We start from the raw sequence: 21220 nt of genomic DNA on the forward strand, positions 1-21220 counted from the left end.
AATAATAGGGAAGTGCTCTACTTCCCTGTAAGAGGAGAGAGCTACTGATGGAGGATAAATGGATATTAGTCGCCTTGGATGCCTTGGAAGGGGTAGGCCGTAAGACCATCTCTCGTTTGTTGAACAGTGGATGTGCTTTATCAGATACACTTTGGTTCGGGGAGAAGGAATGGATTGGAGCGGGTATGAAGCCTGAGCAGTCCCGTCGGGCGGTTGCTACCTTTAATAAAGCTTGGATTCTGGAGCGACAGCGCCAGATTCAAGAGGCAGGCATTCAGGTTATAACATTTCTTGATCAGGAATATCCGCAGATGCTACGTGAGATTGCAGATCCGCCTTGGGTGCTGTATGCACTGGGCAACATTGAGTTGCTTCATACTTTGGGAGTAGCCATGGTTGGGACCCGTGTGCCTACGGCATACGGACGGAAGGTCGCCGAAGCGCTAGGCGCTGAACTGGCTTCTAAGGGCATCACGATCATCAGTGGATTGGCGAAAGGGATCGACGGTATATGTCATGAAGCGGCATTGCAAGTCCAGGGACGTACAATTGCTGTGTTAGGAACGGCCATTGATACGGTCTATCCTGCTGAGAATCATGGACTTTACTGGAAGATTGCACGTACAGGACTGGTGATCTCCGAGTATCCGCCAGGTACCAAGTCTCATCCTGGACTGTTCCCGCAACGTAACCGGATTATCGCAGGGCTTTCGCGTGGGACGCTTGTTGTGGAGGCAGATGCACGAAGTGGCTCGCTGATTACGGCGGATTGCGCCTTGGAATCAGGTAGAGATGTATTTGCTGTCCCCGGACCAATAACTTCACCGAAGAGTCGTGGCACGCTACAGCTGATCAAGCAAGGGGCAAAGCTTGTGACAGAGGCTGAGGACGTTATGGAGGAGTATACGGCTTCATTGGACAGAACAGCAGTGCCAGTCCAAGGTTCAGCTGCCTGCGCTCAGTCTTCTAGTATGCTTGGTGCGGTCGATGGCCAGCTCAGTAGTGAGGAGCAGCGAATTGTTGAACTGCTGGAACAAGGGGACCAGACATTAGATGAGTTGCTAACCATGACAGCCTGGGATTTTGGACTTTTACACTCAGTTCTGTTATCGTTAATCATAAAAAAACGCGTCCTTCAACTAGCAGGTGCTCGCTATCATTTGATTTAATGGGCAATATCTGCGACAATCCATAGTGAATTTCTTTAATATCAACGAAAAAGTGAAAATGAACAGTGAAAACGAAAAAACAATGTAAATTGAACCATAAATCTACGGCTTGTAGCGGAACTTACTATACCTGTGATGCATGATTGATCAGATGAACTGATCTTAACAGGGAGCATGCGAAATAAGCCGCTTATGGGCAGATCCTATTCTGTCTATGTGTGAAGTAGAGAGTAACGGTTGCATTTGAGAGGAGGATGGGCCTGTGGCGGATTCACTCGTCATTGTGGAATCGCCTTCCAAGGCGAAGACAATCGGCAAGTACCTGGGCAGCAAATTTATAGTAAAGGCATCTATGGGGCATGTGCGGGATTTGCCCAAAAGCCAGATCGGCGTAGAGGTCGAAAATGATTTCAATCCCAAGTATATTACCATTCGCGGGAAGGGCTCGGTTCTGAAGGAATTAAAGGATGCCCGCAAGAAAGTGAAAAAAGTATATCTGGCGGCTGACCCCGATCGCGAAGGGGAAGCGATTGCCTGGCATTTAGCTCATGCTTTGGAGCTGGATGGTACTGAGGAATGTCGGGTAGTGTTCAATGAGATTACGAAGCAGGCGGTCAAGGATGCCTTCAAGACACCACGCAAGATCAATATGGACCTTGTGAATGCCCAGCAAGCCAGACGTATTCTGGATCGACTTGTGGGCTACAAGATTAGTCCTCTATTGTGGAAGAAGGTTAAGAAGGGTCTATCGGCTGGGCGTGTACAGTCAGTAGCCGTGAAGATTATTCTGGACCGCGAGAATGAAATCAGTGACTTCGTGCCTGAAGAATACTGGACGATAACAGCCAAGCTTGCGATCAAGGGCAGCACCTTTGAAGCCAAATTTCACAAGCTGAACGGTGAGAAAACAGAGCTCGGCAGTGAAGCGGATGTTCAAAAGGTGCTGGCAGCCATCGGCAATGATGAATTCACTGTCGCCAGTGTGAAGGAGAAGGAACGTCTCCGTAATCCTTCGCCTCCATTCACGACAAGCTCTCTCCAACAAGAAGCTGCTCGGAAGCTGAATTTCCGGGCGTCGAAGACGATGTCTGTAGCTCAGCAGTTGTATGAGGGTGTGGATCTGGGCAAAGAAGGAACGGTCGGTCTGATTACTTACATGCGTACCGACTCCACTCGTGTAGCGGCATCCGCACAGGAAGAGGCCAAGGAGTATATCGTTGGTCAATATGGGGATGCTTTTGTGCCGGAGACTCCTCGCCAGTATGCCAAGAAGTCAGCCAATGCGCAGGATGCGCATGAAGCCATCAGGCCTACCTCGATGCTGCGTGATCCCGATACAATGAAGCCTTTCCTGAGTAGAGACCAACTGCGGCTATATAAGCTGATCTGGGAACGTTTCATGGCAAGCCAAATGTCATCAGCAATTATGGATACCCTCTCTGTGGATATCACAGCGGGCGATACCGTGTTCCGTGCCAATGGCTCCAAGGTTCGATTCCCTGGCTTTATGAAGGTCTACGTTGAGGGTAACGACGACGGTAAGACTGAGGAGGACAAACTGCTGCCTCCGCTCCAGACAGGAGATGCGTTGAAGCGTGAGGGTATTGAGCCGAAGCAGCACTTCACGCAGCCGCCGCCCCGTTATACGGAGGCCAGACTGGTGAAGACTCTGGAGGAACTGGGAATCGGGAGACCGAGTACCTATGCACCGACACTAGAGACGATCCAGAAGCGTGGATATGTAGCGATCGAAGAGAAGAAATTCGTCCCTACGGAACTGGGCGAACTGGTCATTGAGCAGATGGAGCAATTCTTCCCTGAAATTCTGAATGTAGAGTTCACCGCGAACATGGAAGGGGATCTGGACCATGTTGAGGAAGGGGCCGAGGATTGGGTAAAGGTCCTGAATGACTTTTACAAGTCCTTTGAGAAGCGGCTTGAGGTTGCTGAAGAAGAGATGGCAGAGATTGAGATCGAGGATGAAGTATCCGATGAGGTCTGCGACAAATGTGGCAAGCCGATGGTCTACAAGCTGGGGCGTTTTGGCAAATTCCTCGCTTGCTCAGGATTTCCGGATTGTCGAAATACGAAGCCGATTGTGAAGGACATAGGCGTTACTTGTCCTTCCTGCAAAACTGGGCATGTAGTGGAGCGTCGGAGCAAGAAGGGGAGAATTTTCTACGGTTGTGACCGCTATCCTGAATGTGATTTTGTATCTTGGGATCGTCCTTCGACAAAGCCATGTCCTGTATGCAGCAGCATGATGGTGGAGAAGCGCAGTAAACAAGGTATCAAGTTGCAATGTACATCCTGCGACCATGTCGAGATGGTGGAAGAAAGCGATGAGGCTGCGGAGAATTCTTGAGAGCATGAAGCAGCGATGTGAAAATGGAAAGTGTAGGGGGATTATCAAGTGAGTGAAGTACAGAAGGTCACTGTGATTGGCGCCGGTCTGGCCGGAAGTGAGGCTGCTTGGCAGATTGCCAGTCGCGGTGTACCTGTTCGATTATATGAGATGAGACCGGTCGTGAAGACGCCGGCGCATCATACGGATAAATTTGCTGAGTTGGTCTGTAGTAATTCATTGCGGGCTAATGGCTTGAGTAACGCAGTCGGCGTGCTCAAGGAAGAGATGAGAATGTTAGATTCACTCATACTGAATGCGGCTGATCGACATGCAGTTCCTGCGGGTGGAGCGCTTGCCGTAGATCGGGACGGCTTCTCTGGGGAAATTACCTCCAGACTGCACGAGCATCCACTTGTGGAGGTTGTGCAGGAGGAACTGCAGGAGCTTCCGCAGGATGGCATTGTGGTCGTAGCCACAGGCCCGTTGACCTCCCCGGCTCTATCTGAGCAGATCAAGAAGCTGACAGGCGAGGAATATTTCTATTTCTATGATGCAGCTGCACCAATTATCGAGAAGGATTCTATCGATATGAGCAAGGTGTATTTGGCTTCCCGCTATGATAAAGGAGAAGCCGCGTATCTGAACTGTCCGATGAACGAGGCTGAATTTGATGCATTCTATGATGCACTTATCACTGCCGAAGTTGCACAGCTGAAGGAGTTCGAGAAGGAAATCTATTTTGAGGGCTGCATGCCAATCGAGGTTATGATGAAGCGCGGGAAGCAGACGGCTTTGTTCGGCCCGATGAAGCCGGTAGGACTGATGAACCCGCATACGGGGACGTTGCCGCATGCGGTTGTCCAGTTGCGTCAGGACAATGCGGCAGGTACGTTGTACAATCTGGTCGGATTCCAGACGCATCTCAAATGGGGTGAGCAGAAGCGGGTCTTCTCTATGATTCCGGGTCTGGAAAATGCTGAATTCGTCAGATATGGCGTAATGCATCGCAATACATTTATTAACTCACCGAAGCAGCTTGAGCCGACATATCAGTTCAAGGGCCGTAGCACCTTGTTCTTCGCAGGACAAATGACAGGCGTAGAGGGCTATGTCGAGTCAGCTGCATCAGGTCTGATCGCTGGCATGAATGCAGCGCGTGCAGCCTTGGGTCAAGAGCTGCTGGTGCTGCCAGCAGATACCACACTGGGTAGTATGGCTCGTTATATCACGACGGCAGACTTCAAGCATTTTCAACCTATGAATGCTAACTTTGGATTGTTGCCTAAGCTGGAGACACGCATCCGTAACAAAAAGGAAAAAAATGAAGCTCTCGCTCAGCGTGCGCTGGATTCCTTGCGTCGGTACATGACAGAGTCAGATGTCATACCTGCTGGGCAGTAAGCATAAGGTTACTTTCAGGGAGGAGGCAGGACATGGAGATGTCTTTTCACGCAACTACAATTTGCGCAGTCATGCATAATGGTAAGGGAGCTATTGCTGGTGACGGGCAGGTAACCTTTGGCAACAATGTCGTGATGAAGCAGACCGCGAAAAAGGTTCGCAGACTGTATAGAGGTCAAGTGATTGCTGGCTTTGCTGGCTCGGTCGCTGATGCGATCACGTTATTCGAGAAGTTCGAGGGCAAGCTGGAGGAGCATCATGGCAATCTTCAGAGAGCGGCGGTAGAGCTGGCCAAGGATTGGCGTCAGGACCGCATACTGCGCAAGCTAGAAGCACTCATGATTGTGATGGATCGTACAGGAATGCTGCTCATCTCTGGTGGCGGCGAGATCATCGAGCCAGATGATCATATTTTGGCTATAGGCTCTGGCGGCAACTTTGCTCTGGCCGCAGCACGTGCACTGAAGCGTCACCCAACTGATCTGGAAGCGAAGGATATTGCTAAGGAAGCTCTTCAAGTCGCATCTGAGATTTGCGTATATACGAATGATAATATTATCGTGGAAGAGCTGTGACGATGGCGCTCGCGACACGGCTCTCCATACAGATAAACGGATTCAGTAATCTGGTTGGAGGAATGTAAATGAAAAATCAGGCGTTAACCCCCAGAGAGATTGTAGCTGAGCTGGATAAGTATATTGTGGGTCAAAAGGATGCCAAGAAATCAGTAGCGGTTGCTCTGCGCAACCGCTATCGGCGTAGTCGATTGCCTGAGAGTGTCCGTGATGAGATTGTACCTAAGAACATTCTCATGATCGGTCCAACAGGGGTCGGCAAGACAGAGATTGCACGCAGACTTGCCAAATTGGTTGGTGCACCCTTCGTCAAGATTGAGGCTACCAAATTCACTGAGGTTGGCTATGTCGGCAGAGATGTCGAATCCATGATTCGTGACCTGATGGAGACCTCGATCCGGATTGTGAGAGGTGAGCGTACAGAGCGGGTCAAGGATAAAGCCGAGGAACTGGCCAATGATCGTATTGTGAGTATCCTTGTGCCGTCTGCACGCTCCTCCCGTTCCCAACGCAATCCGTTTGAAATGCTGTTCGGCAACAATGATAACAACGATAAGGAAGAGGATGAGCAACAGGATTCCTCTGTTACTGAGAAACGACGCCAGGTTAAGTTCAATTTGTTGGCTGGCAACTTGGAGAATGACCTGATCGAGATTGATGTTGAGGATAATGCACCCAATATGTTTGACATGTTTGCTGGACAAGGCAATGAGCAGATGGGCATGAATATGCAAGAGATGTTCGGCAACCTTCTGCCGAAGCGTACGAAGAAACGCAAGCTGACCGTCAAGGAAGCACGCAAGGTGCTTATTCAGGAAGAGGCTGGCAAGCTGATCGATATGGATGACGTCATTCAGGACTCCATACAGCGTGTTGAACAATCGGGAATCATATTCATCGATGAGATCGACAAAATTGCCGCTCGCGGTCAAGGGAGCGGTCCTGATGTGTCCAGAGAAGGGGTGCAGCGGGATATCCTTCCTATCGTTGAAGGGTCCACCATTATGACCAAATATGGCCCTGTCAAAACGGACTACATTCTGTTCATCGCAGCAGGAGCCTTCCATGTCTCCAAGCCATCCGACCTGATTCCCGAGCTTCAAGGGCGTTTCCCAATCCGGGTGGAGCTAAGCAGTCTTACGTTGGATGAATTCGTGTCTATTTTGACCGAGCCCCAAAATGCACTGACCAAGCAATATGTAGAACTGCTCCGTACTGAAGATATTGAGGTGGAGTTCTCTGAGGATGCTATTCGTGAAATTGCCAAGATAGCGGAATCCGTGAATAAAAATACGGAAAACATCGGTGCTCGCAGACTTCATACTATTCTGGAAAAGCTGCTGGAGGATCTGTCCTTCGAGGCGCCTGAGCTTACCCTGGAGCGTATGATCATCACACCGGAATATGTAAAAGAGAAGCTGGGGACGATCGCCGAGGATCGGGATCTTAGCCAGTATATTTTATAGATAAAGCATTTATAGATTTTCAGGCGGAACTGAACAATTCAATTTCGACTGCATCAAGTACAACATTTACTGAAATCGACATGTCATAGTCGTAGGATGTCGAATCCTTCGCTTCTGCTGGATGAAAAAATAGGGACAACGGCTGCCGTTGTCCCTATTTTGCGTTCAGAAAAGCTATTTAAGGCCGATAACAAGCCAATGGTGCAACTTGCAATTTTTGAAACCGCTATGAATGGCCCAATTCAGTGATAGGAAATAGGACCTTATAAAAGGATATAATACTGTAAAGTTACTCGGGTATAGACAAATAAAATGAAATAAATTACAAAAAAATACACCTCAAGCCCGCTTTTTCTGAAAAGATAGGGCTTTTTTCTTATTGTAATTAGGTCCAAACTCTACGAAACTTAGAATATACGACAGCAGAAGAGATATTTCTACTTAAGACCTAAGTCTTGGTATGTAAAAATGTAGTTCTTTTGTCGAAAAAGGAATTTTTTCAGTATTTATACGCTGAAAATTTCCTGAATCAGACAGTTAGACAGCGGAGAGGAGGTACTTATGAATTTACTCGGCGGAGTAACCTTCAACAGGCTTGAAGCAGGGCTGCAAGCCGCCAACCTGAGGCAAAGAGCGCTCGCGAACAACATTGCGAATGTGGATACGCCTTATTTCAAACGAGCAGAAGTGCAGTTTGAAAGCATGCTAAGCGAGCAGGTTGAAGGAGAGATGCCGCAGCTCGTTGGCCGGGTGACGGATCGCCGGCATTTTCGTATAGGTCCTGTAAATTTCGTACCGGAATCCGTTGTTACTATAGACCCATATTCCACCATGAATAATAACTTTAACAACGTGGATGTGGATCGGGAAATGAGTCTCATGGCTGAAAATCAGCTACGCTACAATGCTTATATCCAGCAAGTCAATGACCGCATTAAAATGGTCCGAACCGCCATTGAAGGGAGAACCTAAGGATGAAGATTAGCAACAGCTTTGATATCAGCTCCTCAGCGCTTACCGCTCAGCGTCTGCGCATGGATGTAATCTCAAGTAACATTGCCAACGCTGAAACGACACGTGCACAGGTAGTTAACGGACAAGCAGTTCCATACCGCCGAAAAGTAGTGGTGCTGGAGCCGAATCAAGCGAGCTTTGCCGAAACGATGAGAAACCAGATGGAAGGCAAGGCGAACACGCCAGGTGTTAAAGTGGCCCAGATTCGAAATGATGAATCTCCGCTGAAGCCGGTATATAATCCATCACATCCTGATGCAGATGCCAGCGGTTATGTATATATGCCTAACGTAGACATTATGAAAGAAATGGTAGACATGATCTCAGCTACCAGATCTTACGAGGCAAATGTAACGGCTCTGAATGCCACGAAGGCCATGATTACCAAAGCTTTGGAAATCGGGAAATAAGAACTATAAATTCATTAAGGAGGATTGCAAGAAATGATTCAGAACACCATGTTTAGCATCCCGGTACCCATTGCTCCTAGTACAGACATAGTTGGAAAAGGAAATAAGACTTCTCCATCTGAGGCGATGCAGGACTTTGGAGCGTATCTTAAAAATGCTCTGGAAGAAGTCAATCAGCAGGAACAAAACTCTCAAGAAATGTCAAACAAGTTTTTGACCGGGCAGGTTGATATTGATCAAGTAATGATTGCTTCCCAAGAAGCTTTGCTGTCCTTACAGTTCACAACCCAGGTTCGAAACAAGGCGATTGAAGCATATCAAGAAATAATGCGAACGCAGATTTAATAGATCTAGCAAAGTTTCGGATGGGGTGACACAGTGAACGAGAGACTTGCCCAATATCGCGACAAAGTATCCGGTATTTGGAATAACTTTAGTAACAAACAAAAAATATTATTGATCTCGACCTTAGCGATTATCATCGTCGCATTAAGCGTACTGACCGTGCAATTTACCAAGACGGAGTATGAGGTTGCGTTTCAGGAATTAAATGCTAACGATGCGGCCGCAGTTATGCAGTATCTGGACTCAGCAAGCATTCCTTATCAGCTGAGCGCCAGTGGTACGACGATCAGTGTGCCGACTGCACAGGCAGCACAGGCTAAAGTGGGAGTGGGGTCCCAAGGTCTTATTCAGAATGGCTCCATTGGAATGAGCGCATTTGATCAATCTACCAACGCCATCGGGATGACCGAGAATGAATTCGATGTGAAGTACAACAACGCACTCAATGGTGAGGTTCAACAGTTACTGAGCCGGATGGAAGGGGTCAAGAGCGCCAAGGCCATTATTAATCTTCCGAAGGAAAACATCTTTGCAGGGCTTGAGGAGGCTGATAAGGCTTCCGCATCGGTAGTCATGGATTTCCAACCAGGCTTCCGGCCAAGTCAGCAGGCGATTGACGGCTACTTCAACCTGGTGAAGACGGCAGTTCCGAATCTTCCTGTAGAGAATATTACGATTACGAATAACGAATATGAACTGATTCCTACTATTAAAGGTGGACAAGGTGGTATCTCCAGCGGTGTGCAGGAGAACATGGCCTTACAGAAGAAATTCGAGAATGACGTGAAGCTAAAGGTTGAGCAATTCCTCTCCGAGATCGCTGGAGATCGCAAGATTAAAGTGTTGGTAGCCTCCAAGCTGAGCTTCGATAAGGTGAACTCCAAAGAGCAACTGGTGACACCAGTTGATGTGGATCGAATGAAGGGCATCGAGATCAGTGTTCAGGACATTCAGGAAAGCTTCTCTGGGTCCAGCGGAAACACTGGCGGTGTTGCTGGAACGGGTACACAGGATGTACCTGGTTATCCCGGTGGGGATACCTCCGGCAACAGTGAGTCGGAGAAAAGTCAAAGCACGATTAACTACGAGGTTAATCGGATTGCAAGAGATATTATCTCTAGCCCGTATACCGTCAAGGATTTGACGATCAACGTCTCAGTTGAGACGCCTTCAGATCTAAATGAGGTAGATCCGAAGTATGCAGATCCAATCAGATCCACACTGACGAACATTGTCAGAGCGACACTGGCGGATTCAGGAACCGAATTTACAGAGCAACAATTGGCGCTGAAAGTATCAGTAGTGCCGCAATATATTCCGGAAGCCGGAGCAAATGCTAATTTCTTGTCCCTGTCCAATCCATGGTTATGGGGGATTGGTGCCGCGGTTCTCGCCCTTGTAGCGGGTGCAATCATCATCATTGCCAGAAACCGTCGCAAACAAGAGGAAGAACTTGAGGACGAATTGTCGCTGCCAACACCTGCGGAATTCCCATCCATTAATCTGGAAAGTGTGACTAGTGAAAGTCAAGTGCGCAAACAGCTCGACTCTTTGGCTAAGAAGAAGCCGGATGAGTTCGTCAACCTGCTGCGTACATGGCTGGCTGACGAATAGAGGTGAGTGCATTGGCTAAATCGGGAACGTTGTCGGGACGACAGAAAGCGGCCATTTTATTGATTACGTTAGGGCCGGAAGTATCAGCTGAAATTTTTAAACACCTACGTGAGGAAGAAATTGAACAACTTACTCTTGAAATTGCAAATGTGAGAACAGTTGATGCTTCAGAAAAAGATATGATTATGGCTGAATTCCATCAAATGTGTCTAGCCCAAGAATACATTTCTCAGGGCGGCATTAACTACGCTCGTGAGATTTTGGAGAAAGCACTTGGCTCACAGAAAGCCATTGAGGTGCTTAACAGATTGACGGCTACGCTGCAGGTTAGACCGTTTGATTTTGCACGCAAGGCTGATCCGAATCAAATCTTGAACTTTATCCAGAACGAGAGTCCACAGACAATTGCGCTGGTACTATCTTATCTGCAGTTTGATCAAGCAGCAACCATTCTCTCTTCACTTCCACAAGAGAAACAGGCGGATGTGGCAAGGAGAATTGCAGTGATGGACAGTACATCGCCTGAGGTTATTTCCCAAGTGGAGCGCGTATTGGAGCAAAAACTTTCATCTACTGTTACTCAAGATTACACCAATGCAGGTGGTATTGAATCAATCGTGCAGATTTTGAATGGTGTAGACCGTGGAACAGAACGCATTATTCTCGATTCCTTGGAAATTCAAGATCCAGAGCTGGCCGAAGAAATCAAGAAGCGGATGTTTGTATTCGAAGATATTGTCAATGTGGATAACCGTTCGATTCAGCGCATTATCCGTGATATTGACAATGCTGACTTGCAACTGGCGCTCAAGGTGTCCAGCGAGGAAGTTCGGGATGCAATCTTCAACAACATGTCCAAGCGGATGGCAGAGACCTTCAAGGAAGAAATGGAATTCATGGGTCCTGTCCGGCTGCGTGATGTAGAAGAGGCTCAGACTCGAATTGTAGCTACAATCCGCAGACTGGAAGAATCCGGAGAGATTATCATTGCCCGCGGCGGAGGAGATGACATCATTGTCTAATTTGATTAAGTCTTTCCAATACGTTCCTGTCGAGATATTAAAAAAGCTTGAGCCCAGCTATTCATATGTAGAGACTGAGGTGTCTGAAATAACTGAGACATCAGTCGAAGTGGCTCAGGCAGAACCTCAGGTGAGTGTAGAGGCTCTGCGTATGCGTGATGAGATGCTTAAGGATGCTCGTGATTTTGCTGAACGACAGATCCGGGAAGCTTCGGAGGAAGCAGAGCGAATGTTACAGGAAGCTCAAGCACAGATTGAAGCCTGGTGGCTAGAGAAGCGTGAACAGGATGAACAGCTGTCCGAATCGCTCAGAGCAGAGGGATTTCAACAGGGCTATGAGGAAGGACAGAGGCTTGCGGCAGCAGAATGGCAGGCCAAATCAGACAAGATGATGGAAGAAGCTCAGGAAGTGCTTCAGCACGCTTATGCGGTGAAGGAACAGCTTATTTTGGAGGCCGAGCCTTTCTTGGTAGAGCTGAGCTGTGGAATTGCCGAGAAAGTGATTGATAGGCAGCTAAGCACAGACCCTGAGTACACGATTGAGCTGATCCGCAAGCATCTGGCGCGTAAACGTGAGCAAGGAACAATTACATTGTGCGTGTCACCTGACCACTTTGCCTATGTGAATGCTGCTCGTGAAGAACTGACACTGTCTATTGATTCACAAGCTGAGCTTCAAATTGTTCCTGATGGTTCTGTGAAGGACCGTGGAGTTGTGATCCGTTCTGCATTCGGTAGTGTGGATGCTCGGGTGGATACCCAGCTGGCCGAGATCAAAAAAGAGCTGCTGCGTCTGGTGCTAGAGGAAGAGGAGCATAGACATGAAGGAGCTTAGTGCGCGTCGTTATCTGGATCATCTGAGGAATCTTGACACCGTTCGTGTGAACGGCAAGGTCACCCAGGTTATCGGACTCATGGTAGAGTCGGAAGGGCCGGATGCCAGCATCGGAGATGTATGCTACATCTATCCTGGTAAGAATGCAAAGCCGTTGCAGGCTGAGGTCGTAGGCTTCCGTGATAACAAGGTGCTCTTGATGCCGCTCGGTGAGCTACAATCAATTGGACCAGGCTGCGATGTGGTGGGTACAGGCAAGCCGCTCAATGTCCAGGTTGGATCTGAGCTGCTGGGTAAGGTGCTGGATGGACTTGGACAACCGCTTGACGGCTCCTTGATTCCGTCACGGATGACTCGTTATTCGACATTTAATGCTCCTCCCAATCCGCTGACTCGACCCCGTGTACTGGAGCCGATCAGTATCGGAGTGCGCGCGATTGATGGCCTGCTAACGGTCGGTAAGGGCCAGCGGGTAGGTATCTTTGCGGGCTCTGGTGTTGGTAAAAGTACCCTGATGGGGATGATCGCACGGAATACAGAAGCAGATGTCAATGTCATTGCACTCGTCGGTGAGCGGGGGCGGGAGGTGCTCGATTTCATCGAACGGGATCTCGGTCCTGAGGGCTTGTCCCGTTCGGTAGTCATTGTTGCTACCTCCGATCAGCCGGCGCTAATTCGGATTAAAGCGGCTCTGATTGCTACGACGATCGCGGAATATTTCCGGGATCGTGGTCTGAATGTCATGCTGATGATGGACTCGGTCACCCGGTATGCGATGGCATTACGTGAAGTGGGCCTTGCTGTGGGTGAGCCACCAGCGATGCGTGGGTATACTCCCTCTGTATTTGCAAGTCTACCGAAGCTACTGGAGCGTGCTGGCACGGGTCCTGCAGGTTCGATCACTGCCTTCTATACCGTTCTGGTAGACGGTGATGATATGAATGAGCCGATTGCAGATGCGGTTCGAGGGATATTGGATGGTCACATCGTCTTGAATCGTTCGATTGCGAATAAAGGACATTTTCCGGCCATTGATGTGTTGGCCAGCATAAGTCGGGTGATGAAGGATATCTCCCCAAGCGAGCAGTTGGATGCGGCTGAGAATATCAAACGAATTATGTCTGTATATCGAGAGTCGGAGGATCTGATTAATATCGGTGCTTACCAGCCAGGTTCGAATGCCGATATCGATGAGTCCATTGAACGAATTAAGGATGTCTGGGATTTCACCCGTCAGCGCACGGATGAGAAGGTTGAGCTTGAAGAAGTACAGAAACGGTTGATATCAGAGTTTGCGAGGAGTTGACTACTGAATAATGAAGTTCCAGTACTCATTTCAAAAGGTTGTGGACCTGAAGTCCAATGAGAAGTCACAGGCAGAATGGATGCTCTCTAGTGCAGTAGGCCATTTACAGTGCGAGGAACAGACGTTACAGCAATTGATGGCTGAGCAACAGCGAGTGTTCATGGGGATTCAGCAAGCTGCTGAGCAGTGCGTATCCTTGTCCACAATTCAAGAGCTGCAAAGCTATATCAACCATTTGAATCAGTGTATTGCCCGCAAACAAATGGATGTGCGGTATGCACAGGAGAACGTGAACAGTAAAAAGGTAGTTCTGACCGATAAAATGCTGGATGAGCAAGTCTGGTTGAAAGCAAGAGAGAAAGCTAAAGTCAGATTCCAACAAGAACTGCTCCTCCAAGAACAAAACGAGCTGGATGAGATGGCGACCGTTCGTTTTGCAATGAGAGCGCGCTAGCACGGGTCACTTGCGAGTGACGGTTTGAGGAGGGTAACGATGGCAGACAACGATTTGGATTTAGAGAAAGAGTCTAGTACGGGAATGGAGCGGGTCATGTTTGTCCTGATTCCAATCGTGTTTACTGCGGTCCTGGTTGCCGTACTGCTAACTCTTTTTAATATGGATTTCCGCGACGGCTTACTGAAAGTGGCCAACAAAATTCCTTATGTAAACAACTGGGTTCCTGATCCCAAATTGACTCCCGAGGAGCAGAAGGTGGCTGATGCCAAGGCACAGACCGAGAGCTCGGAGGCAACAATCAAGCAGTTGAAAACAGAGCTTACAGAGCAGACAGCTCAATTGGAGCAAGCGGCAACCGAGAAGGCCGAGCAGGATAAGAAAGTTCAGGAGCTTGAGAAGAAGATCAGCAGCATTGAGCAGGAGCAGACAGCTCAGTCAGAACAGCAACAAGACTCTTCTACGACAAATGAGGACCCTTATCTCAAACAAGTGAAGTCACTGTCGTCGATGTATGAGGACATGCGACCAAGCAAATCTGCTCCAATTCTGCAAAATATGACGAATGAAGAGGTTGTGCAGCTACTGAGCTTCATGCGTCCTGAGAATCAGGTGCGAATCTTGGAGAAGATGGACCCTCAGCTCGCTGCTGACATTACGCAAGAGCTGAAGAATGCGACCAATTCTAGTGATCTGAGCGTAGCAGCTCTACAATCTAGAATTAAGAAGGAAGCGGCGACGCCTTCGTCTACCTCTTCAACGAATCTTGATACCACACAGCTCGGAGCGACGTTCTCTTCCATGAATGCTGATACTGGTGCCAAGCTGATTCTGGAGACGAACAAGATCAGCCCGGATAAGGCTCTTAACATTTTGAGCTCCGTAGATGCTGCGACTCGTTCTAAATTGCTAGAGGCCATGAACAAGGAGAACCCGGCAGCAACAACCAAGATTCTGAACAAGATGCTGGGTAGTAATTAACGAGTCTAGGAAAGGAGGTGACAATATGACAATGGTGGCCGGAAATATTTCCATGAGCAGTCCTGCGAGCACGACCTCAACATCCAGTACAACCTCGGCAGGTAATACTGCTACGACTGGTACAGGTGGTTTTACTGCCGCCTTGAATCAGGTTATGGGTCAGAGCACTTCTGGTGATTCAGGGGCTGAGAGCAGCACTGGGAATCTGCTCACGATGATGGTAGTCCCACAAGAGGCAGATGTTGAGGGAGCAGAGGCTTTGCTTAATTTGCTGCCAGCTTTATTGGAGGGATTAAAGGAGCTGGACGATGAGATTGAAGCGAGTCCTGAATTACTTGCAGCTCTGCAGAACTGGCTTCAGCAGGTACAGCAGTTGCTCCCGAGCGACTTATCCAACAATGGAACAGGTCAAGCAGTGTCAACGACGATTACACTGCTAGCACAGGATCCATCGACTATACGGTTTGCGATACAGGAGGCCCTTACACAACTCGTAGCACTAACAAATAATCAGCAGAATTCGCAAGTAGCTAACAAGGCTGCTAGACTTCTACAATCCTTACAGGAAATGATGAAGAATACCGATGTTTTTCCGAAGGAGCTTGAGGCATCTGTTGATAGAGCTATAAAGCAACTACCTTCCGTTGCAGTGAGACCAGCCGAGACGAATGAAATGAAGCAAGTGCTTCCAACTGCTTTGAATCTAAGCAGATCAGATGCGCAAGAGAATGCTTCTGCATCTAATCAAGAATCTTCTTTACTGGATGCAAAGACTACTCCAATTACTACAGCAGGTCAACTCGTCGTGCAAAATCATGGTACTTCATCAACAGGACCTGCTACCTCGACGGTGCATATTCGGCAATTCACATCAGAAATGACCGATTTTGTAGTGCAAAAGTTTGATATTGTGAAGCAACTCGGGGTTACGGAGGCTAAGATCTCTCTTCGACCAGAGCATCTTGGACAGTTGGACATTAAACTAAGCATGCATAATGGACAACTGGTAGCACAGTTTGTAACGGAACGTATTGGAGCTAAGGATCTTCTGGAGCAGCAAATGTCTCAGCTTCGTATTAGCTTACAAAACCAAGGCATTCAGGTAAGTAAAGTAGAGGTGACTCAAAGTGAGTCTGCATCTTCTTACATGTATCAGGATGGTAAGGGTGCGGGCTCCCAGCAGCAGCAATCCGAACGTCGTTCGAAGCCTCGCACTGAGGAGGAGTCGGAAGATGCAGTGAAGATTTCGGAGATGGTAGAAGAACTTCGCAACTGGAATGAAGAACAAACGGCGATACGAGAAGAAAACACGACTTCCTTTACTGCCAGAGCTTAAACGTGGAGGTGAATACAGAAATGGCCAATGAAGCGGTATCTACATCGAATGTTTGGCCGAACTACTCAGAGCAGAATGTCGCAAGAGCGGCAGCGGCCAGGAAAGACACGAATGGTAGCGCTGAGATGGGGAAGGATCAGTTCCTGAAGATTCTGATTACACAGTTGAAGAATCAGGACCCGATGAACCCGATGGAAGACAAAGAGTTCATTGCTCAAATGGCACAATTTACAACCGTAGAGCAATTGATGAACATTAATACACAAGTGTCGTCTTTAAGTCAGTCTTTGAGTATTGCATCCAGTATGATTGGCAAAGAAATCACCTGGATCCAGTCGGGTGCAAAAGACAGTATTACAGGTGAAGAAGCTGAAGGGACTGTTAAGAAGGGCCTTGTAGAATCCATCGTAATGAAGGACGGCAAGCAGTATGCTGTTGTCGGAGCAGCAGAGGTATTGTTGTCAAATATTACTTCAATAGCTGCCTATAATGGACAAGCTGGTACAAATGCTGCAAATGTATCCTCTAATTCTTCCGGTATTCAGGAAGAAGAGGAAGAGTTATGAATGAACGCATGACCGTTGGAAGCTTATATCCGACAGCTACACCAACGAATGTGGTTCATTCCAAAAGAACTTCATCAGTATCAGGACAGTCAGCTAAGCCATTTAACGAAATTCTTCAAGAGCAAGCAGTCAAATTGAGCGGACATGCCGCGAAGCGATTGGAGCAAAGAGGTATAGAACTTAGAACAGAGCAGATGGATCAAATTAATTCTGCACTGGATAAAGCAGCTGCTAAAGGCGCCAAGGAATCGCTAATCTTGATGAATAATGTTGCTTTAATCGTAAATGTTCAGAACAGAACCGTAGTTACAGCTCTGGATGAGCAGTCCATGAAGAACAATGTTTTTACGCAAATTGATAGTGCTGTCATTATATCGTAACATACTGGCTGGCCCGAAGAGGAAGCCAGAAGACCGCTGATCGACAGATGCGGTTAGATAACTATTACATTTAGGAGGCTTAATTCATGCTAAGATCCATGTATTCTGGTGTATCCGGGATGAAAGGTTTTCAGACCAAGCTGGACGTAATTGGTAATAACATTGCGAACGTGAATACAACAGGTTTCAAAGGCTCACGCGTTATGTTCAAAGATATTCTTAGCCAAACATCGGCTGGAGCAGGTGGACCTGACGGTACTGATGTAGCGGGTACGAACCCGAGACAGGTTGGCCTTGGAGTTGGTATCAGCTCCATCGATACACTTCATCTTGCTGGTAGTGCAATGACGACCAACAATCCAACCGATCTGCGGATTAACGGAGATGGCTTTTTCCTTGTGAAGCTAAATGGAGACCAAGATGTGCCTTACCTGACTAGAGCAGGGGATTTCCATTTGGATGCTAACCGAAATTTGGTTACCAGTGACGGTTTCTTCGTCGTAGATGTCGGAGGGGAACCAATTACGATCGCTGCGGAGACCACTTCTTTCTCCATTCAGCAGGATGGCCAAATTGTTGAGGTTGTAGATGGTGTAGCAGGAGTGACCTCCCAGATTGGCCTCGGTATGGTTGTCAATCCTGAGGGCCTAGAGAAAATCGGAGGCAGTCTGTATCGCATGACGGTCAATGCCAATCCGGATGGAGAAATGGCAGAATTCTTTGGGGGGAATGATGGTGCAGCTGGTACAGGCGCTATCATTGCAGGACAGCTCGAAATGTCCAATGTTGAGTTGACTTCCGAATTCACTGAGATGATCGTTGCCCAGCGTGGATTTCAGGCTAACTCCCGAATTATCACAACTTCTGATGAAATACTTCAGGAAGTCGTTAACCTAAAACGTTAATTAAGTTAGTTGTAGCAGAGAGACCTCTGGGTCTCTCTGCATAAATCAGGAGGCGAGTATATAGATGATCCCGGTAACACGCTTGAACGGTTCTCCCATGTGGCTCAACGCCTTGATGATTGAGGTCGTAGAGGAGACGCCTGATACTTATGTCACTCTGATCACCGGCAAGAGGCTGATTGTACTTGAGAAAGCAGCAGAGGTAGTGAAGATGATCAAGGATTACAATCGGGAGGTCGGTATACACGCCGCCACGATCAAAGTGCAACAATTGGAGGAAGATGAATGAAAAAGATGTTGCCTTGGCTTATTACGATTTTGTTGTCCATCACATTAATTGTACTAGCCGTGTTCCTGCTTGTTCCACAATTTATGGATAATCCATCAGGCAGTAATGCTAGATCAGCTGCCGCTGAACATGTTGAGCTCAGACTTACGGCTGATGAAATTGTGGAAGTTACCTCTGAGATTCAAGACATCAAGACGAACCTCGCGGATGCTGACTACATCGTCTCTGTGAACTTTTCGTTTCAGTTGAACAGTAAGGAAGCAAAAGAGTCTTTCGAGAAAATTAAAGAGATTACTATAAAGCCTGTCGTAATCCAGACCCTTGCTGATACCAAACCAGAGCAGCTCAGATCAGCCAAGGGAAGAGTTGAATTCAGTGATAAGCTGATGGAACTTATTAATGAAACGATTCCTGATGGAAAGCTGACTTCGGTGAAAATCACAAACTTTATTCTAGCACCAATTTGATCACACAGTCAGTTGAGCATGCAGGGGGGGTGAAGAAACATTGGTGGATGTATTGTCGCAAGGTGAGATAGACGCACTATTAGCCGCACTCTCCTCGGGTGAGATGGATGCGGAAGAGTTAAAGAAAGAGGAGACACAAAAGAAGGTCCGGTCCTATGATTTCAAAAGAGCTGTTCGCTTCTCCAAGGATCATATCCGAAGTCTCACCCGAATTCATGAGAACTTCGCACGTTTCCTAACCACGTATTTCTCAGCACAGCTACGTACTTTTGTGCAGATCAGTGTGGTCCAGGTTGAGCAGCTGCCCTATGATGAATTCATCCGGTCGATTCCGAAGATGACGATTCTGAATATTTTTGAAGCTGAGCCACTTGAAGGTAGGATGGTACTGGAGGTTCACCCCAACGTAGCCTTTGCGATGCTTGATCGTCTTTTAGGCGGGGTGGGTTCATCTCCTGCGAAGATCAACTCTTTAACGGAGATTGAGACCATTATTATGGAGAGAATTTTCAGTCGTGCCTTTGAGAGCTTGCAAGAAGCTTGGAAGACTGTATTGGATATTACTCCTCGATTGGAAGCATTGGAAACCAATCCGCAATTTATGCAGATTGTCTCTCCCAATGAGACCATTGCGTTGATCTCATTGAGTACCAAAATCGGTGATACCACCGGGATGATCAATCTATGTATTCCACATGTAGTTCTGGAGCCGATTATGTCTAGATTATCGACGCACCAGTGGTTCATATCTGAAAAAAAATCACGTGCTCCAGAGGAATTTGATGCACTGCGTGCGCGGGTGAGTAAGGCTCGGTTACCTATTGTAGCTGAATTAGGGGGATCGCAGATTTCGATTGCTGAATTCCTTGGTCTGTCAGTGGGAGACGTTATTTCATTAAATAAACCTGTTGATGAAGGGCTTTCCATTCGGGTAGGAGAAAAACTTAAGTTTATTGGGAGCCCTGGTGTGGTCAAGGATCGGGCAGCTGTCCAAATTGATGAAATCGTCAGCGAAGGAGTTGAAGAAATTGACGAGTAAAGACTATCTCTCTCAGGAGGAGATCGATGCTCTTTTAAAGCAGTCTGAATCGGGAGAAAGCGCCTCAGCTCCTGCTTCTTCTGGTCAGAATACTGTGGATGATTACTTGACTCCTCTGGAGCAAGATGCCTTGGGGGAAATTGGTAACATTACATTTGGGAGTGCTGCTACAGCGCTTTCGACATTACTAGGAAAGAAAGTAGACATTACAACGCCAAAGGTATCAATTATTACGAGACCTGAGTTCGAAACAACGTTTCCTAAACCACATGTAACTGTACATGTCAACTATGTGGATGGTTTTGAAGGAATCAATTCTTTGGTGATCAAGACCCGGGATGCACAGGTCATTGCTGACCTTATGTTGGGTGGAGAAGGCAATCCGAAGGATGAGGAACTGAACGAAATTCACATCAGTGCCGTCCAGGAAGCGATGAACCAGATGATGGGCTCCTCGGCTACTTCCATGTCCACGATCTTTAATAGGTTCGTGAATATTTCACCGCCGGGAATTGACATCCTGGATCCAGCGAACGGAAGCGGAGTTACTAGTCTCCCTAGCGATGAGACGTTAATCACAGTATCTTTCCGTTTGTTGATCGGGGATCTTATTGACTCGACCTTAATGCAGTTACTCCCAGTACCATTTGCCAAGGAAATGGTGAGAATTCTGGTTCAGGGCGATGATTCGGCACCAACTGAAGCGGCTGTCTCTGCACCATCGGCAGCTCATGCGCCACCATCAGCGCCACCATCAGCGCCACCAGCACAACCATCAGCGTCACCGGCACCACCGGCAGCTCATACGCCGCCAGCGCAGCCTGCTTATAATCCACCGCCAATGCAGCAGGATTATGGTATGTCGCAGGACTACGGTATGCAGCAACAGGGGATGAATTATGGAGGCATGCCTCCACAACCAGCCTATGGCGGGCCTCAACATTATGGTGGAGCACCGGGTAGAAATGTAAATGTTCAGCCAATTCAATTCGCGAATTTGCAGTCAGGTTCCTATTCGAACCTTGATGAGAACAATCTGAATTTATTGATGGACATTCCCCTTAAAGTCACCGTAGAATTAGGAAGGACCCAGAAGCAAATTAAAGATATTTTGGAACTGTCGCAAGGGTCAATCATCGAGCTGGACAAGCTAGCCGGTGAGCCAGTAGATATACTGGTTAACAATAAATTGATTGCCAAAGGTGAAGTCGTAGTTATCGATGAGAACTTTGGTGTGCGCGTAACGGATATCGTGAGCCAATGGGACCGGATTCAGAAATTACAATAAGCATAATCTAG

General features: G+C 47.7%; 22 protein-coding genes. All 22 read left to right on the forward strand.

Translation table 11 applies throughout. The features are described from left to right. The first annotated feature begins 47 nt into the window (after window positions 1-47). The 22 genes from dprA to fliY all read left to right on the forward strand — a co-directional run bounded on the left by dprA (window position 48) and on the right by fliY (window position 21209). Window positions 48-1169 carry a DNA-processing protein DprA gene (dprA, locus tag MKX74_RS09765; protein ID WP_341178235.1) on the forward strand — a complete coding sequence of 374 codons (1122 nt, stop codon included), beginning with the start codon at window positions 48-50 and terminating at the stop codon, window positions 1167-1169. Between the two features lie 262 nt (window positions 1170-1431). Then, complete coding sequence (gene topA / locus MKX74_RS09770; protein WP_341178236.1) at window positions 1432-3534, forward strand: type I DNA topoisomerase; 2103 nt, start codon at window positions 1432-1434, stop codon at window positions 3532-3534. A gap of 48 nt (window positions 3535-3582) precedes the next feature. Then, a complete protein-coding gene (gene trmFO / locus MKX74_RS09775) occupies window positions 3583-4917 on the forward strand; it encodes an FADH(2)-oxidizing methylenetetrahydrofolate--tRNA-(uracil(54)-C(5))-methyltransferase TrmFO (protein WP_025679890.1) in 1335 nt (444 codons plus the stop codon). Window positions 4918-4949: 32 nt separating this feature from the next. Next, on the forward strand, window positions 4950-5492 hold the full coding sequence (gene hslV / locus MKX74_RS09780) for an ATP-dependent protease subunit HslV (RefSeq protein WP_025679888.1): 543 nt from the start codon (window positions 4950-4952) through the stop codon (window positions 5490-5492). 68 nt (window positions 5493-5560) lie between these two features. Next, window positions 5561-6958 carry an ATP-dependent protease ATPase subunit HslU gene (gene hslU / locus MKX74_RS09785; protein WP_018883414.1) on the forward strand — a complete coding sequence of 466 codons (1398 nt, stop codon included), beginning with the start codon at window positions 5561-5563 and terminating at the stop codon, window positions 6956-6958. Between the two features lie 561 nt (window positions 6959-7519). Then, window positions 7520-7930, forward strand: coding sequence for a flagellar basal body rod protein FlgB (flgB, locus tag MKX74_RS09790; protein ID WP_025679887.1), 411 nt, complete (start codon window positions 7520-7522; stop codon window positions 7928-7930). 2 nt (window positions 7931-7932) lie between these two features. After that, on the forward strand, window positions 7933-8382 hold the full coding sequence (gene flgC, locus MKX74_RS09795; protein WP_018883412.1) for a flagellar basal body rod protein FlgC: 450 nt from the start codon (window positions 7933-7935) through the stop codon (window positions 8380-8382). Window positions 8383-8415: 33 nt separating this feature from the next. After that, complete coding sequence (gene fliE / locus MKX74_RS09800; protein WP_133567868.1) at window positions 8416-8727, forward strand: flagellar hook-basal body complex protein FliE; 312 nt, start codon at window positions 8416-8418, stop codon at window positions 8725-8727. A 33-nt stretch (window positions 8728-8760) separates the two neighbouring features. After that, window positions 8761-10341, forward strand: coding sequence for a flagellar basal-body MS-ring/collar protein FliF (fliF, locus tag MKX74_RS09805; RefSeq protein WP_028589402.1), 1581 nt, complete (start codon window positions 8761-8763; stop codon window positions 10339-10341). Window positions 10342-10352: 11 nt separating this feature from the next. Continuing rightward, a complete protein-coding gene (gene fliG, locus MKX74_RS09810; protein WP_028589401.1) occupies window positions 10353-11363 on the forward strand; it encodes a flagellar motor switch protein FliG in 1011 nt (336 codons plus the stop codon). Then, complete coding sequence (locus MKX74_RS09815; protein ID WP_341178237.1) at window positions 11356-12198, forward strand: FliH/SctL family protein; 843 nt, start codon at window positions 11356-11358, stop codon at window positions 12196-12198. Before fliG ends, MKX74_RS09815 begins: the two co-directional genes overlap by 8 nt. Continuing rightward, window positions 12185-13504 (forward strand): flagellar protein export ATPase FliI, encoded by a 1320-nt coding sequence (fliI, locus tag MKX74_RS09820; protein WP_028589399.1) that lies wholly within the window; start codon window positions 12185-12187, stop codon window positions 13502-13504. The genes MKX74_RS09815 and fliI overlap by 14 nt, the downstream gene beginning before the upstream one ends. Before the next feature lie 10 nt (window positions 13505-13514). Then, window positions 13515-13958, forward strand: coding sequence for a flagellar export protein FliJ (fliJ, locus tag MKX74_RS09825; protein ID WP_028589398.1), 444 nt, complete (start codon window positions 13515-13517; stop codon window positions 13956-13958). 39 nt (window positions 13959-13997) lie between these two features. Further along, window positions 13998-14939: a magnesium transporter MgtE N-terminal domain-containing protein gene (locus MKX74_RS09830; protein WP_028589397.1), complete on the forward strand. Its 942-nt coding sequence runs from the start codon at window positions 13998-14000 to the stop codon at window positions 14937-14939. Between the two features lie 25 nt (window positions 14940-14964). Next, the gene (locus MKX74_RS09835; protein WP_341178238.1) at window positions 14965-16275 is read left to right on the forward strand and encodes a flagellar hook-length control protein FliK; all 1311 of its coding nucleotides are present in this window, start codon (window positions 14965-14967) and stop codon (window positions 16273-16275) included. 20 nt (window positions 16276-16295) lie between these two features. Next, on the forward strand, window positions 16296-16841 hold the full coding sequence (locus MKX74_RS09840) for a flagellar hook capping FlgD N-terminal domain-containing protein (RefSeq protein ID WP_028589395.1): 546 nt from the start codon (window positions 16296-16298) through the stop codon (window positions 16839-16841). After that, window positions 16838-17221: a TIGR02530 family flagellar biosynthesis protein gene (locus tag MKX74_RS09845; RefSeq protein ID WP_028589394.1), complete on the forward strand. Its 384-nt coding sequence runs from the start codon at window positions 16838-16840 to the stop codon at window positions 17219-17221. Before MKX74_RS09840 ends, MKX74_RS09845 begins: the two co-directional genes overlap by 4 nt. 86 nt (window positions 17222-17307) lie before the next feature. Next, on the forward strand, window positions 17308-18126 hold the full coding sequence (locus tag MKX74_RS09850) for a flagellar hook-basal body complex protein (RefSeq protein ID WP_028589393.1): 819 nt from the start codon (window positions 17308-17310) through the stop codon (window positions 18124-18126). Between the two features lie 64 nt (window positions 18127-18190). Continuing rightward, complete coding sequence (locus MKX74_RS09855) at window positions 18191-18415, forward strand: flagellar FlbD family protein (protein WP_028589392.1); 225 nt, start codon at window positions 18191-18193, stop codon at window positions 18413-18415. After that, window positions 18412-18882 carry a flagellar basal body-associated FliL family protein gene (locus MKX74_RS09860; protein WP_028589391.1) on the forward strand — a complete coding sequence of 157 codons (471 nt, stop codon included), beginning with the start codon at window positions 18412-18414 and terminating at the stop codon, window positions 18880-18882. The genes MKX74_RS09855 and MKX74_RS09860 overlap by 4 nt, the downstream gene beginning before the upstream one ends. Window positions 18883-18922: 40 nt before the next feature. Continuing rightward, window positions 18923-19921: a flagellar motor switch protein FliM gene (fliM, locus tag MKX74_RS09865; RefSeq protein WP_028589390.1), complete on the forward strand. Its 999-nt coding sequence runs from the start codon at window positions 18923-18925 to the stop codon at window positions 19919-19921. Next, window positions 19911-21209: a flagellar motor switch phosphatase FliY gene (fliY, locus tag MKX74_RS09870; protein ID WP_341178239.1), complete on the forward strand. Its 1299-nt coding sequence runs from the start codon at window positions 19911-19913 to the stop codon at window positions 21207-21209. The genes fliM and fliY overlap by 11 nt, the downstream gene beginning before the upstream one ends. Window positions 21210-21220 lie beyond the last annotated feature (11 nt).

The organism is Paenibacillus sp. FSL K6-1230 (assembly GCF_038002385.1).
In the GTDB taxonomy this organism is placed as follows: Bacteria; Bacillota; Bacilli; order Paenibacillales; family Paenibacillaceae; genus Paenibacillus; species Paenibacillus massiliensis.